Origin of the sequence: Aeromonas sp. JL9, from assembly GCF_024436075.1 — a bacterium.
In the GTDB taxonomy this organism is placed as follows: domain Bacteria; phylum Pseudomonadota; class Gammaproteobacteria; order Enterobacterales; family Aeromonadaceae; genus Aeromonas; species Aeromonas veronii.
Map to the genome: position 1 here is coordinate 78,626 of NZ_JANFNV010000005.1, position 13,161 is coordinate 91,786.

The following is a 13,161-nucleotide window of genomic DNA, read 5'->3' on the forward strand; positions in this document are numbered from 1 at the left end:
GGCGGCAAGAGCAATAAAAAGAGAGGCTTTCAAGCCTCTCCTGTCATCGCGTTCCGGTTTCGAGCGTGGGGCGGTCAGGGTTTATTGGCGACCAGCAAGACCTGATCCGGGTAGGCGCCAATGGAGCGAAGACCGATATCTCCCGAGGTGATATCCAGATACGCCCGCTGACCAGTGGCGGAAGTTACCGTGCTGCTCATCAGATAGACATAGCCCTCATTGACCTCTTTACCGCCCCCCGCCATGGCGCGCGGGAAAATGGCTTCATTGAGAGAGGGCTTGTAGCAGGCATGCTCGACCAGGGTCGCCAGCTCCTTGATGTCAGGCAGGCGCCACTGGCTGATACCGCCGAAGTGATAGAGAGCATGGCTGCTGTCACTGCGGATCCGCTCCGCCACTTGCAGCCCCTGCTGCCAGTAGTAAACGGTCGGTTCCCCCAGGCAACTGCTGCCACTCCATGTCTGCCCCAGTTTGCAGCGCATCCAGGTGAGGCCGGTGTGTTGATCCGTGACGGTGCCGTTGCCATGGTCAAGAAAACGGGCAGAGGGGGCGGTGCGATCCATGGTGTCATCGCAAATGGCAGCACCGTGGGCTAGGGGGGCCAGCAGTGCCAGCATGGCGAACGAAAAGCGATAAAGGCTCATGATATTCCTCGGATTATTGGGGAGTGGCGACCAGTCGTACCTGCATCAGCTCGATATAGTCATCTTGCTGCACCAGCGCGGGATAGGTGGTGCCTGCATCTTCCCCCAGGAGTAGGGCTGTGCGTTTGCTGATGGGACCACCGGAGAAGCGCTGAGCTGTGTTGCTGGTGGCGCTCCAGTAGTAGCCATGGTAGGTGTCATCTTCCGAGGGGGCGATATCCGGGAAGTAACGGGTATCCACGATGATGCGCTGACCCAGCGGATCCTTGGCCAGGCTACCGTAGTGCATCAGTGACATCAGTTCACCCATGGTGGGCAGCCGCCACTGGCTGATGCCGCAGCGCTGCTCGCCATTGAGCCACTGCTGATACGCGCGGGTGGTCAGCATGGTGGTCAGCGCCTGTGCCCGGGCGAGGGCCGCCAGATCTCCTTCGGCGGTGAGCTGTTCGATCCTCTTATGAATATGCTGGTAGGCCGCTTGCTGCTCGCCTGCGGTCGCCTTGAACTGCTCATCCTCATAGGCAAAGGGTCTGCTTTTCCAGTCAGGACTCAAGGGATCATCCGATTTGACCTCCCACACCAGACCGGTATTGAGATCCTTGACGCACTGCCAGCTCGGCGCGTTGTCGGGGAGAACCTGACCACGATCATCGAGTTTGCGATAGGCAAGCTGGGTACGAGTGCGATTCCAGCTGGCATCTTGTCCCGGATAGTCGTCGGGCTCCTGTTCCAGCAGCGGGTCGTTGCCATCGCTGAAGGTGGTGACGCCGGTGACGGTCAGCAGGTTGCGTGGCTGCTGCTGCACCAGCAGGGTCAGCAGCTCGCTTTGGGTCTCTTCGGCAAACTGGCCGTTGCGCTGCCACTCCTGAGCCAATTGCGCCAGCATCAGGCTGATGGCGCGATAGCTGGTGGTGAGCAACTGGGTCTCCTTGGCGGTGGCAAGGCGTGTGCGGGCCTGTTGCTGCAAGCTGATCGCCACCTGTTGCAGTGCTTGATCAAACTGGCCGAGATCTGCGAGGGCCGCGCGGTCGCTGCCCGGTTGCAGCGGCGCGAGATCGGCCAGCAGCTGGGTCAGTGCGCGATCGGCGGCCACCCCTTCGGCAATGCGGCTCTGCAACAGGGTGCTGAGCAGGGTTGGTTGCAGCCGTTGTGGATCCCCTTTGGCTGCCGGATGTGCCAGCAGCAGGCCTCCGCTCCTCGGTACGAACAGCAGGGGCGAGTTGACGATGTTGGCCGAACGGCTGACCAGGGCCACCGCTCCTTCGCCGCTGACGGCAGGGTCGGCAGGATCACATTGCCAGTTCTGATCCAGATCGGCGCACAGGGTACCGGCGGTTGGCAGGGCGACATCGACCCGGTAGTCCGGGATCGCCAGTGGTGCGTTATCTTCCCCGCCGCCACAGGCGCTGAGCAGGGCTGAGAGGGTTGCAATAACCAGTACGGATGGTTTCACTTCACATTCCTTGATTCGGTCACAGGTTCACGGGGGCGGTAACCCCCGTGGTACAGGATTCAACGGCGCGGGGTGCTCCGGCGCCAGAGGCGGGGCCAGAGGGCCAGCAACAGCAGCAGGGGGGAAGCCGTGCCACCACCTCCTTCATCCTGCTCAAGGGGAATGATGCCGGTGTTGGGCAGGGCTTCATCCTTGTCGCAGCGGGCGCCGACTTGCTGGGCTACCCGCCAGTTGCGCAACTGACCGGTGTCACCGGCGCTGGTGTCGTTGATCTCCAGCAGCCAGCGGCCAGCGAGCGGCTCGCCGTGCAGCTTATCCAGCGATTCGAACGGTACCAGTTCACGGGGGAACTCCCCCTTGAGCCGGGTATGGCTGGCGTAGCCCTTGTTCCACAGGCTGATCCGGGTGCCGTAAGGGGAGGTGAGCCAGATCTCCAGCTGCTCCAGCTTGCTGTGCTCCAGATCGAGGGCGACCACGAATCCGCTGTCGATGCGGGCCTTGCTCTCGGGCAGGGTGAGAGTGAAGCGGGACAGGCCGTGCCGTTCATCGCTCACCGCATCCTTGATCTGGCCACCCTGGCCGATGGCCCGCTGCCAGAGCGGTTCACCGATCGGCAGTTGCAGGTCAAGGCGGGTCTGGCGCTCGGTGGGGCTGGGCAGGGTGAGCTGGAACTGCAGCGGCAAGGTGACTGCCTCGCCACAGGTCAGGTTGCTCGCCGCTTCCAGCGGCAGGGTCCAGCGGGCGGTGCCATCGGCGTTGAGCTCTCCTTGCCAGTGACCATCACCCATGAGCCCCTTGGTCGGGAGCAGGCTGGCGTCAGCCACGGTCAGGGGGCGGCCGCTCTGGTTGGTCAATTCGATGGCGAGGCTCTTTTTCTCCCCGGGCAGCAGGTAGCTGTCATCGGCAAGGCGGGCCGCGATGGGGGTGGGCAGCAGGGCGTGGTGGCGGAAGGCCTGCTCCAGCAGCTTGCCATAGCTGCGATCAGGATAGAGGCGGTTGGCGGTATCCACGGCGACCCGCGCCAGCTGGGGCATCCGCACCTGCGGGCCGAGGCCGAAGTGGGATTCAATCAGCAGGGTATCGAACTCGTCACGGGCTACCTCGCCATACTGTTCAACAGCCTGGCGCAGCGCGGTGAAGAGCGGAGTGCCCCACAGCTGGTCGCCGTTGCTGCCGTTGATGGTGAGGTGAGCCGGATAGAGGAAGCCCGGATGATAGCGCGCCCGCAGATCGTCGAGCTGACGGGGCGTCCGGCCGCTGATCCTGGCATCCCAGTTGAAGACCATGAAAGGCTCGAACTGGCGAGCCTCTGGACTACGCTGGCGCCAGCTGGCGGCCAGATAGTCGCTAAAGCCCTCGCCGATGGCGCCCCAGTCACCCTCGTCTCCCATGTCGGGCAGGATATGGTGCTGCACCGCATGGCCAAACTCGTGCCAGATCACCATGGGATCTTCCGCATCGGGCACCCCGATCCGGCCAATTTCCAACCGGCGCAGGAAGGGGTCATAGAGGGAGTTGTCCTGCTCCCCGGCATCGGTATCGATGGCCAGGGGGCCGCCCATCAGCGTCGGGTAGCCAAGGGATTCCACATGGCGCTGGGCCAGATCCAGATGGTAGTAGCCATTGATATCGAGGAAGGCGGGCTGCTGGTGATCCAGCTGGAAGCCATCGGCATCAGGGCTGCTAAAGGGGGCAGTTTCCGGCGCCGTGCCATCCACGACCCGGGCGCGTGGGCCGCTTAGCAGGTAGGTGTCATCCACCTTTTGTACCGTGAGCGGGACGGTGCGATAGGCCCCGTTGTCCAGCACCAAATCATGGCGCCAGAGCAGATTGTCATCTTGCAGCTGGGTGCGTGGGTCGAGGGCAAAGATGCGGGCTTGCACAGTGGCCGCATCCCCTGCCAGCGGGGCCGGTTCGACTCGGGTGCTGGCCTCTTGCAGCGTGCGTCCCAGCAGGGCGCTGCCATCGCAGGTGACAAACAGCTGCCAGTGGCTGCTCTTGCTGTTGCCCGGCTGACTTTCCACCGCCAGCAGACGCCAGGCCGGAGTCAGTGTGTCGCCATCCTGCCAGTACCAGGGCTGGGCCTCGTCACTGCCGGTGAATTGCCACACAGCGCCATCCAGCGTGGCGGTATAGGCATCCACCCCGGCGCGGCTTGCCTCATCACATGGCGTCGCCTGTGCCTGCATCAGCCGGGTATTGTGATAAAGGCGCCACGGGCGACCCTGCTCATCGAGACTGACGGCGGCCATCAGGCCGGCGATCGGTGCGCCATTGAGTTGCTGGCGATAATGCAGATAGTGGCCCAGCTTGCCTTGGCGCTGATAGGCCGGGGCATCACTCAGGGTGACGCCGAGTTGTTGTTCTAGCCAGAAGCGGGGATCGGCCGGGGCGTCCTGTTCGACAAAACGCAGTTCGGCGGCCTGAGTGGAAAAGCCAGCCAGCCCCAGCAAGAGGGCGGGCAACAGGGGTTTCATAGTGGTACTCCCAATCAGCGGCAGGGTCATTGGTTGATCCCCGCCAGATGCAACAAGAAGGCAAATTCACGAGCCCGATCGCCACCACCGGCGCGGTGGCCTCCCTTCAGTTCGGTCAGCAGCAGGTAGGGGCCGGAGCCCGTGCTGTGCTCCCGCAGGCGGGCCAGCCACTTGACCGGCTCCCAGTAGGGCACCTGGCTGTCGTGCAGGGCGGTAGTGACCAGCAGGGGCGGGTAGGGGGCGCGGTGCAGGTTGTCGTAGGGGCTGATGCGGCGCATCGCCTGATACTCTGCGGGCCTAGCCGGGTTGCCCCACTCCTGGTACTCCTGACGGGTCAAGGGGAGGGCGGGATCGCTCATGGTGCCGAGCATATCGACGAAGGGAACCTGCAACACGGCGCCGCTAAAGAGTGTCGGTTGCTGGTTGAGGGCCGCAGCAACCAGCGTGCCCCCCGCGCTGCCCCCCATGGCAAACAGGGGCAGAGGGGCTGAGTCGGGCGACCAGTGGCGCAGGGTGCTACCTGCGGCTATAAAGTCGCTGATGCCGTTCTGCTTGTGGATGCCCCGTCCATCGCGGGTCCACTGCTCCCCCAGCATGCCGCCGCCGCGCACATGGGCGATGGCGTAGACAAAGCCGCGATCCAGCAGGCTTAACAGCTCTTTCTGGTAGTAGGGGCGCATCGGTGTGCCATAGGCACCATAGCCGTAGAGCAGCACGGCGCGGGGGGCCAGATCCTTGCGCCACACCAGCGAGACGGGCACCCAGGTGCCATCGGCAGAAGTGATCCAGCGACGCTCGCTTTGATAGGGCAATGCCTTGTCGTCACCGGTGTGCTGGTCGTTGATCCACTGACCGCTGGTCAAATCCAGCCAGCGCTGGCCGGGGGGCTGGCTCAAACCCTGACTGCGCACCAGAATGCGGTCGCTGGCTGGGTCATGTTCTCCTTGCAGCCAGCCGGTACCGGCGCCACTGGCCAGCGGCAGGCGCTGGCGTTCATGGCCGTTGCGATCGAGCAAGGCGAGCCAATCCTCCCCCTGCTGGCGAAACTGCACCACCAGATGGCGATCAAACAGTCGCCACTTCTCGGGATCGCCGAGATCCTCCCCTTTGGCGGGCCACAGGCGTTGCCACTCACCGAGCGGTGTGTTGGCTGAGTAGAGGGCAAACGCCCCCTCCCGGTTGCTCTTGATCACCCAGCCGGATTGACTGTCCAGATAGTATTCCACTCCGCGCTGGCGGGGTTTGACCAGCTGCGGCTTGCCCGAGTCGAGCAGGTATTGCTCCGAGCTGTCGTGGTTGTTGCCCTGCAACACCAGATGCTGGCCATCCGTGGTGCGATAGAGGCTGAGCAGCCAGGCGGGATCCTGCTCCTCATAGAGAGTCTGCTCCTGGCCATCCTGCCAGCCGCGCAGCTGCCAGGGGCGCAGGGTGTAGCGCTCGTTGGCGATGGTGTAGAGGGTGCGACCATCTTGTGACCAAGCGAGATCAGCGCTGCGCTGCGCCAAACTGGCCAGCGCCTTGCCGCTCTGGAGATCGAGCAGGGTGACCTGATAGTCGAGATCGCCGCGCCTGTCTTCGGCGATGGCCAGCGTGCGGTTATCCGGGCTCAGGGCCCAGCCGCCCGCTTCGTAATAGCCCTCACCCGCTCTGGCGGGAAGCCGTTGTTGCACCTTGCCCCCGTGGCGTTGCCAGAGTGAGCCATCCGGGCGCAGCAGCCATGCCTGATCGCCGCGGACAAGCCAGTTCTCTGGCACAGATTCCCCCACCGGATGACGGGCAAACTCGGCGCGCAAGGTTGCTTCCAGCGGCTGCTGCGCGGCGAGCTGCAGCTCGCTCCAGCGATTTTGCTGCTTGAGCAGGGCGAGAATGGCCGGGTTGCTACGGCTCTCGTCCCGCAACCAGAAGTAGGGATCCTGGCGTACGGGATTGCCTGAAATCAGGTGCGATTGGGACGGGATCGGCGGTGGCAGGGCCTCTTGCGCCCACGCCAACGGGGCGGCCAACAGGGCCGCCATGATTACATGATGCTTCATCACATCCCCACGAAACGGTAGCTGAGGCTGGCTGACAGGTAGCGGCCGCTCTGGCTGTAGAGGGAGGTATCGCTGCCAGCCGGAAGTCCGGCCACATCCTGATAGCGGACGTAGCGGGTATCGAGCAGGTTGCCGATGGTGGCATTGACCTTGAGCGCCTCGGTGATCTGCCAGTCGCCGGTGAGGTCCAGGCTGAACCAGCCTGCGCTGCTCTGGCAGGCACCCTTGTAGCCAGTCTGCGCACTGGCGCACTGGGGCACCCTGGTCATGGCCGCTGCATAGTTGCCACTGAGCTCAACCCCCCAGTCGAGCTGTTGCCAGCGCAGGGTGGTGTTGCCTTCCAGCGGTGTCTGGGTACGCAACGGCTCGCCGCGGTGATCCTTGCCATCCATCCAGGCCAGATTGGTCGAAAGCTCCCACTCGTCGCTCAGCCAGAGGCTGGCGGCCAGCTCGGCGCCCCAGGTTTCTGCTTTGGCGACGTTGCGATACTGGCGCAGGAAGACACCGTCATCGAGGCGGAAACCGGTTTGGCGCCAGTCGATGAAGTTGTAGTAGCGGTTGTAGAAAACGGCTGGTTTGACGCTCCAGTTGTCACTTTGGCCATTCACTCCCCACTCCAGACTGTGGCTGGTCTCCTCCTTGAGGTTGGGGTTGGCAATGATCTCGAACGGCGGCATGGCAAAGTAGTGGGGAATGTTGCCGTAAACCTGATCGTAAGCGGGGGCGCGGAAGCCGTTGGCATAGCTGAGCCAGCTGCGCCATGTCTCGTTGAAGCGGTAACTGGCCGCCAGACTGGGGGAGATGTGGTCGCTGTGGTTCTCGGCCAGATTACTGTCCGGTGCGCGCAGGCGCTGGCGGTCAAAGCGCAGGGTCGGGGTAAACTGCCAGCTGCCCAGATCGATCACATCGCTCAGCCAGATGCCATCGCGGCGGGTCTCGGCCTTGCTGAAGGGGGCTTTCTGTCCCTGAGTGGTGATGCCATCTTCCAGGGTCAGATTGCTGACCGGCCGCTCGTGGTTGGCCTGCTCCAGCTCCACACCGTAGCTGAAGGTGTGATCCAGCGAGCCGGTGCTCAGCTTGCTCTGCAGCTCCAGCTCACTGCCAAGGCGCAGCTCCTCGAATGTGGAGAGGGTGCGCTGGCTGCGATATCTGGGATAGCCGCTCAGGGCATCGTTGCGCAGCAGCTGGCGCTGGTTGGCTTCGTTGCGTGACTGGTTGCCAAACAGGCTCCAGTTGAGGGTATCGACCATGCCCAGATCGCTGGCTTCCCAGCTGAACTTGCCGCCCTGGGTGCGCTGATCGCCATCTTCCTGAAAACCGACCACGTCCCAGCTGCCATCGGGTTGGGGCACCGCTTTGGGCCCCATCTGGCGTTTGGCGTGATCCTCGTAGTAGTCCAGCTCCAGCCGCAGAGCGTGATGGGCATTTAGGGGGAGGCGGCTGCTGGTGGAGGCACTCATGCCATCCAGATCCGCCGGAATGCGGTTCTCTTCAAAGTTGGCGGTTTCGTTGCCACGCCAGCCGGAGAGGCGCAACAGATGTTCGCTCTCCAGTGCCCGCATCGCGCCGGTCATGCTGAGCTTCTTCTTGTTGCTGTCGCCACCGTAGAGGGTCTTGGCCGCCAGATAGCTATCTTGCTGTTGCAGATAATCTTCCGGCTGCTTGGTATTCATCACCACGGTACCGCCGATGGCATCGGAGCCATGCAGGGAGGAGCCGGCCCCCTTGGCCACCTCAATCTGTTTGATGTCATCGAGATCGAAGTTGAAGCGACCCACCTTGTCATTGATGTTGTCGGCGCCAAAGCCGTCACTGACGCGCACCCCATCCTTGATCAGCAGGATACGGTTGCCACCGATGCCGCGCACGCTGATGTTTTGCGGTCGCCCGGCAGAGCCGGTGACCGAGACACCGGGGATCTTGCGAAACACATGAGTCAGCTCGCTGGCGACCTGACGGTCCAGCTCTTCCTGGGTGATGACGGTGATGGAGCCGGAGACATCGGAGAGTTTCTGTTGTACCCGTTGCCCGGTGACAATGATGGTGTCGTCGCTGCGAGCCTTCTCCACAGGGGGAAGATCGGCCGCGCCAGCGGAGGCACAAAGGAGTGCCGGCCATGCCTGAAGCAGTTTGTTCATAATGATAATTGTTTTTATTTAAGCCTGAGGGGCGGCATTATTGCAGAGGCCTGACCACTTGACAATAAATGGCAATCATTATCATTAAGATCTTATGGTGTTGATATTATTGAGTTATTTGTTTTTAAAAAAGAGGCTCCCGCGCGAAGCGGGAGCGGGGGGATCAGGGCTTGAGCAGTTGCAGCGACTCTTCTGCGGCCTTTCCTTGGGAGAGGGTGATATCGACCCGGCGGTTCGCCTGGCGATGTTCGGGGGTGTCATTGGCAAAGCGGGGTTGGGTGTCGGCAACACCCTGAGCGATGACTCGTCTGGCATCCAGCTGGGGGTTGGTCAGCATGGTCTGCACGATGGAAGAGGCGCGCAGCACCGAGAGCTCCCAGTTGTTGCGATAGAGCTCCACCGGCGCCTGGGAGTTGTCGGTATGACCGGTGACCACTACCTGCCCCGGGATATTGGCCAGAATGCCGGAGATCTTATGGACCAATGGAACGAACTGAGGCTGCAGGAACGCCGAATCGGCGGGAAACAGCGCCTTCTCGCCGATGCGGATCACCAACTGACTGCCGAGTTGCTCGACCTCCAGATCCTTCGATTCGATCTGAGCCTTGAGTTGCTGCTCCAGCTTCTGCTTGGTCACCTGCACCCACTCCTGCTCCTGGGTCTTGTGGGGCCAGGCTTCGGTGGCGCTCGGTTTTTCAGAGGCACCTATGGTCTCGTTGAAGGGGTCCGATGCCGCCATGGGGGCATCTTTCTCCAGCACAGTCTCCTCTTTCGGGCTGCTCGGCGTAGTTTTTGATTCTGGCTCGAGAATCCCTGTGCCCCCCTGCATCAAAGGTGAGCCGGCAGGCGGGGAGATGAGGCCGATTTTACCCAGCGACTCGATAAAGCCCTGGATAAGCACCCGGGTTTCGGACTGCTTGGCCATGGCAAAGGAGTAGAGCACCACAAACAGGGCGAACAGCAGGGTCATGAAGTCGGCATAGGAGACCAGCCAGCGTTCGTGGTTCTCCGGCGCTTCAGCCTTTTTCTTTTTGGCCACCGTGACCTCCCAGATAAGGTTCGAGGGTAACTTGCAGGCGCGCCTGGGATTCGCCATCCACGATGCAGAGAATGCCGGTCAGGGTCATCTCCTTGTAGTGGCGGATCTGGTGGGCAAACCCTTTGTAGCGGTTGCCGAACGGCAAGAAGATCAGGTTGGCTGCGGATACCCCGTAGATAGTGGCGATAAAGGCCACCGCGATGGCGCCGCCCAGCTTGTCGGGGGCATCCAGCAGACCCATGGCGTGGATCAGGCCAAATACCGCCCCGACGATCCCCATGGTCGGGCAGTAGCCGCCCATGGCTTCATAGAATTTGACCGTCTGTTCGAGATCTTCCTGCTCGAACTCGATCTCGTTCTCCAGCACCTCGTGTATCTTGGTTTTCTCGTAACCATCAACCATCATCTGCACCCCTTTCTTCAGGAAAGGATCCTTGATCTCCTCGATCATCCCTTCCAGCGCCAGCATACCGCTGCGGCGGGCGTTGCCTGCCAGGGTCTCCAGCAACTGTGCCTGTTCCAGCAGGTCGAGTTTGAGGGGGGAGAGCAGCCATTTGAAACGCTTCATGGTGCTGCCGACGACGGAGAAGGGGAACTGGGTCAGCGCAGCACCTATGGTGCCGCCTATGACAATAAGAAATGCGGGCAAATCGAGCAGTGCACTGGGATGACCACCCTCGATCATGTTGCCGCCAAGGATGGCGATCAACGCCAGTACCAAGCCAATCAAGCTCATTTTTTACACATCCCTGCATGTTGATAATCGCTAGTGTAGCTACTTAAGTATCAGTTTTTCAAAATGATATCCAATCGCTGAGCAATTAATGGGCACTGGGTAACGTCCATAAAAGAAGGAGTGTTGCGGCCATAAGATGGCATTGCAATCATCTTGTTGCTCCTGTTGTGACAGGAAGGAACGCTTGTCGGGTGGGGCAATCACAAAAGCAAGGTAGGGGGCGGTAGCTGGCAATACGAAAAGCTCTGATATTCCATCAGTGCTTTGCAAACTGGGGGATGAGTGCGTGGATGATCTGCCACTGCGTGGCTCTGGCTCACTTGTCGGCATAGGTGTTTGCCGGAAAGCAAAAAACCGACCCTGAGGTCGGTTTTTTTAGATTTGGCGGTGAGGGAGGGATTCGAACCCTCGATACGTTGCCGTATACACACTTTCCAGGCGTGCTCCTTCAGCCACTCGGACACCTCACCAAATTTTCGTTCGCTGCGCTGTTGCGCTGGAACGGGGCGTAATTTAGGGGAAAGGGCTGTGTGGGTCAACCTCTTTTCCCCTTATTTTTCATAATCTTTTCCGAATGCTTAACCCTTGTGCAGAATGCCGGTTTTTTAAACCGGATCAGGGCTTGTCGAGGATGATCAGACTGTCCGGCAACTCGTTTTGATCCCGGGTGGCCGGGAAGGCGTCGGTCAGAATGGCGCTAACGCGCTCTACGCACTCCAGAAAACCCTGTTCGATCTCCTTGTTGCGCACTCGTGCCACGAAGTCGTCGATGATCTCCTGCCACTGGCCGTTGTCGATATGCTGGGCGATGCCGTCATCCACCAGTATTTCAACATAGTGCTCGGCGGCCGAGACGAAGATCAGCACCCCGAGCCGGTCGCGGGTGCGGTGCAGCCCCTGTTCGACAAATTGCAGGCGAGCCATCAGGGCCGCCCGGTGCTGGCGAACCTTCTTCGGGATGAGCCGCATCTTGATGGGGGTCCAGTGGAACAGCAGGCTCAGCAGCAGCCAGACCGACCACTGCACCAGCAGGATTTCGTACCAGCCGAGCCAGAAGCCGAGCTGGAACACCAGCAGGGGGGTGAGCATCGCCAGCAGCGCCGCCCAGAGGGTGGGAATGTAGCGATAGCCATCGCTGGCCGGGGCCAGCACGGTGACCAGTTCAGCATCAGTCTCTAGCTCCGCTTCGCGCACCTTGGCCTGAAGCGTGTGGAAGAACTGTTTAGAAATCATGATTTGTCTCTTTACTCCTGTTACCAGCCACCGGAGGCTCCGCCGCCGCCAAAACTGCCGCCGCCACCGCTGAATCCGCCGCCAGAGCGACCACCAAAGGAGCCGGCACCCAATCCACCAGCCATGTAGGTCGACCGACGTCGTCCTCCTGGCCCACCGCCACCACCGCCGCGCAGGTTGTGGAGCACGATCATCGCAATCACCACCAGAATAAACAGCCAGGGGCCGCCACCGTTGTCACTCTTTGGCTGCTCGACCGGCTGATATTCCCCGGCGAGTGCCTTCATGATGCTCTGGCTGCCCGCCATGATCCCGGCCACCATATCGCCGCGCTTGAAGGCGGGCAGGATGCGGCCATGGATGATGTTGGCGGCGATGGCGTCGGGCAGGGCGCCTTCCAGCCCGTATCCCACCTCGATCCGCACCTTGCGCTCATCCTGGGCGATCAGCAACAGCACGCCATTGTTCTTGCCTTTCTGGCCGATCCCCCAGTGGCGACCGAGTTGGTATCCGTACTCCTCGATGGTCTCCCCATCGAGGCTATCGACGGAGACCACCACCAGCTGGATGCCGCTGCGCTTTTCAAAGGCCGCCAGCTGCTGGGTCAGTTGATGGGCCTGTTTGCGGGACATCAGACTGGCTTCATCCACCACCCGTCCGCTCAGCGTCGGGAAGTCTGGTGCCGCTTGCAGGGCACTGGCCCAGAGCAGCAGACAGGGAAGAAACCAGCGCAGCATCATCTTCATTGGAAGCTGACCTTGGGCGCCTCATCGGCACCGGGTTTGGCACTGAAACTGGGTTTGGCCTCCAGATCCGAGTAGAGCAGCTTGGACCAGATAACGCCGGGGAAGGTGCGGATCTCGGTATTGAACTGGCGCACCGCCTCGATATAGTCGCGGCGAGCCACCGAGATGCGGTTCTCGGTCCCTTCCAGCTGGGCTTGCAGGGTCAGGAACTGCTGATCCGCTTTCAGCTCGGGGTAGCGCTCTACCACCACCATCAGGCGGGAGAGGGCGCTGGAGAGCTGGTTCTGCGCCGCTTCAAACTCCTTGAGCTGGGCAGGATCGCTCACCTGTACGCTGCCGACCCGGGCTCGGGCATCGGTGACCGCCTTGAGGGTCTCCTGCTCATGGCTGGCGTAGCCCTTGACGGTGGCGACCAGATTGGGGATGAGATCGGCGCGGCGCTGATACTGGTTCTCAACCTGCCCCCAGCTCGCCTTGACCTGCTCATCCAGGGTCGGAATGTTGTTCATGCCGCAGCCGGTCAGGCCGAGCAGCAGGGTCAGGGTCAACAGGCTCTGCGTGGTTCTGCGCCAGAGTGATGTGGCCATCTTGTTGTTCTCCTTTGGTATTTCGAGTCGATAGTGCGCCATGGATGGTGTACGACCAAGCGTGCACCACCATAC

10 protein-coding genes and 1 tRNA gene are annotated in these 13,161 nt (G+C 61.6%); all 11 read right to left on the reverse strand.

All coding sequences use genetic code 11. From position 1 onward, the window contains the following. Positions 1 to 74: 74 nt before the first annotated feature. Positions 75 to 644 carry a DUF1566 domain-containing protein gene (locus NOM06_RS05870; protein ID WP_255910383.1) on the reverse strand — a complete coding sequence of 190 codons (570 nt, stop codon included), beginning with the start codon at positions 642 to 644 and terminating at the stop codon, positions 75 to 77. A gap of 13 nt (positions 645 to 657) precedes the next feature. Then, a complete protein-coding gene (locus tag NOM06_RS05875; protein ID WP_255910396.1) occupies positions 658 to 2,097 on the reverse strand; it encodes a DUF1566 domain-containing protein in 1,440 nt (479 codons plus the stop codon). A 59-nt stretch (positions 2,098 to 2,156) separates the two neighbouring features. Next, positions 2,157 to 4,604 carry a proprotein convertase P-domain-containing protein gene (locus NOM06_RS05880; RefSeq protein WP_255910398.1) on the reverse strand — a complete coding sequence of 816 codons (2,448 nt, stop codon included), beginning with the start codon at positions 4,602 to 4,604 and terminating at the stop codon, positions 2,157 to 2,159. Then, positions 4,601 to 6,607, reverse strand: coding sequence for a prolyl oligopeptidase family serine peptidase (locus tag NOM06_RS05885; RefSeq protein WP_255910400.1), 2,007 nt, complete (start codon positions 6,605 to 6,607; stop codon positions 4,601 to 4,603). The genes NOM06_RS05880 and NOM06_RS05885 overlap by 4 nt, the downstream gene beginning before the upstream one ends. Beyond that, on the reverse strand, positions 6,607 to 8,745 hold the full coding sequence (locus tag NOM06_RS05890; protein ID WP_255910402.1) for a TonB-dependent hemoglobin/transferrin/lactoferrin family receptor: 2,139 nt from the start codon (positions 8,743 to 8,745) through the stop codon (positions 6,607 to 6,609). Before NOM06_RS05890 ends, NOM06_RS05885 begins: the two co-directional genes overlap by 1 nt. A gap of 163 nt (positions 8,746 to 8,908) precedes the next feature. Further along, the gene (locus NOM06_RS05895; RefSeq protein WP_255910404.1) at positions 8,909 to 9,784 is read right to left on the reverse strand and encodes a flagellar motor protein MotB; all 876 of its coding nucleotides are present in this window, start codon (positions 9,782 to 9,784) and stop codon (positions 8,909 to 8,911) included. Next, positions 9,762 to 10,520 (reverse strand): flagellar motor protein, encoded by a 759-nt coding sequence (locus NOM06_RS05900; RefSeq protein WP_255910407.1) that lies wholly within the window; start codon positions 10,518 to 10,520, stop codon positions 9,762 to 9,764. The genes NOM06_RS05895 and NOM06_RS05900 overlap by 23 nt, the downstream gene beginning before the upstream one ends. A gap of 382 nt (positions 10,521 to 10,902) precedes the next feature. Beyond that, positions 10,903 to 10,990: transfer RNA gene (locus NOM06_RS05905), tRNA-Ser, on the reverse strand. 145 nt (positions 10,991 to 11,135) lie between these two features. Continuing rightward, the gene (locus tag NOM06_RS05910; RefSeq protein ID WP_005337196.1) at positions 11,136 to 11,753 is read right to left on the reverse strand and encodes a TPM domain-containing protein; all 618 of its coding nucleotides are present in this window, start codon (positions 11,751 to 11,753) and stop codon (positions 11,136 to 11,138) included. Between the two features lie 20 nt (positions 11,754 to 11,773). Then, positions 11,774 to 12,499, reverse strand: coding sequence for a YgcG family protein (locus NOM06_RS05915; protein WP_005351128.1), 726 nt, complete (start codon positions 12,497 to 12,499; stop codon positions 11,774 to 11,776). Further along, on the reverse strand, positions 12,496 to 13,086 hold the full coding sequence (locus NOM06_RS05920) for a LemA family protein (RefSeq protein ID WP_075112844.1): 591 nt from the start codon (positions 13,084 to 13,086) through the stop codon (positions 12,496 to 12,498). The genes NOM06_RS05915 and NOM06_RS05920 overlap by 4 nt, the downstream gene beginning before the upstream one ends. Positions 13,087 to 13,161 lie beyond the last annotated feature (75 nt).

Coding starts and splice junctions, on each gene's coding strand:
- NOM06_RS05870 (WP_255910383.1), bottom strand. CDS start 644: ATGAGCCTTTATCGCTTTTCGTTCGCCATGCTGGCACTGCTGGCCCCC.
- NOM06_RS05880 (WP_255910398.1), bottom strand. CDS start 4,604: ATGACCCTGCCGCTGATTGGGAGTACCACTATGAAACCCCTGTTGCCC.
- NOM06_RS05885 (WP_255910400.1), bottom strand. CDS start 6,607: ATGAAGCATCATGTAATCATGGCGGCCCTGTTGGCCGCCCCGTTGGCG.
- NOM06_RS05890 (WP_255910402.1), bottom strand. CDS start 8,745: ATGAACAAACTGCTTCAGGCATGGCCGGCACTCCTTTGTGCCTCCGCT.
- NOM06_RS05900 (WP_255910407.1), bottom strand. CDS start 10,520: ATGAGCTTGATTGGCTTGGTACTGGCGTTGATCGCCATCCTTGGCGGC.
- NOM06_RS05910 (WP_005337196.1), bottom strand. CDS start 11,753: ATGATTTCTAAACAGTTCTTCCACACGCTTCAGGCCAAGGTGCGCGAA.
- NOM06_RS05915 (WP_005351128.1), bottom strand. CDS start 12,499: ATGAAGATGATGCTGCGCTGGTTTCTTCCCTGTCTGCTGCTCTGGGCC.
- NOM06_RS05920 (WP_075112844.1), bottom strand. CDS start 13,086: ATGGCCACATCACTCTGGCGCAGAACCACGCAGAGCCTGTTGACCCTG.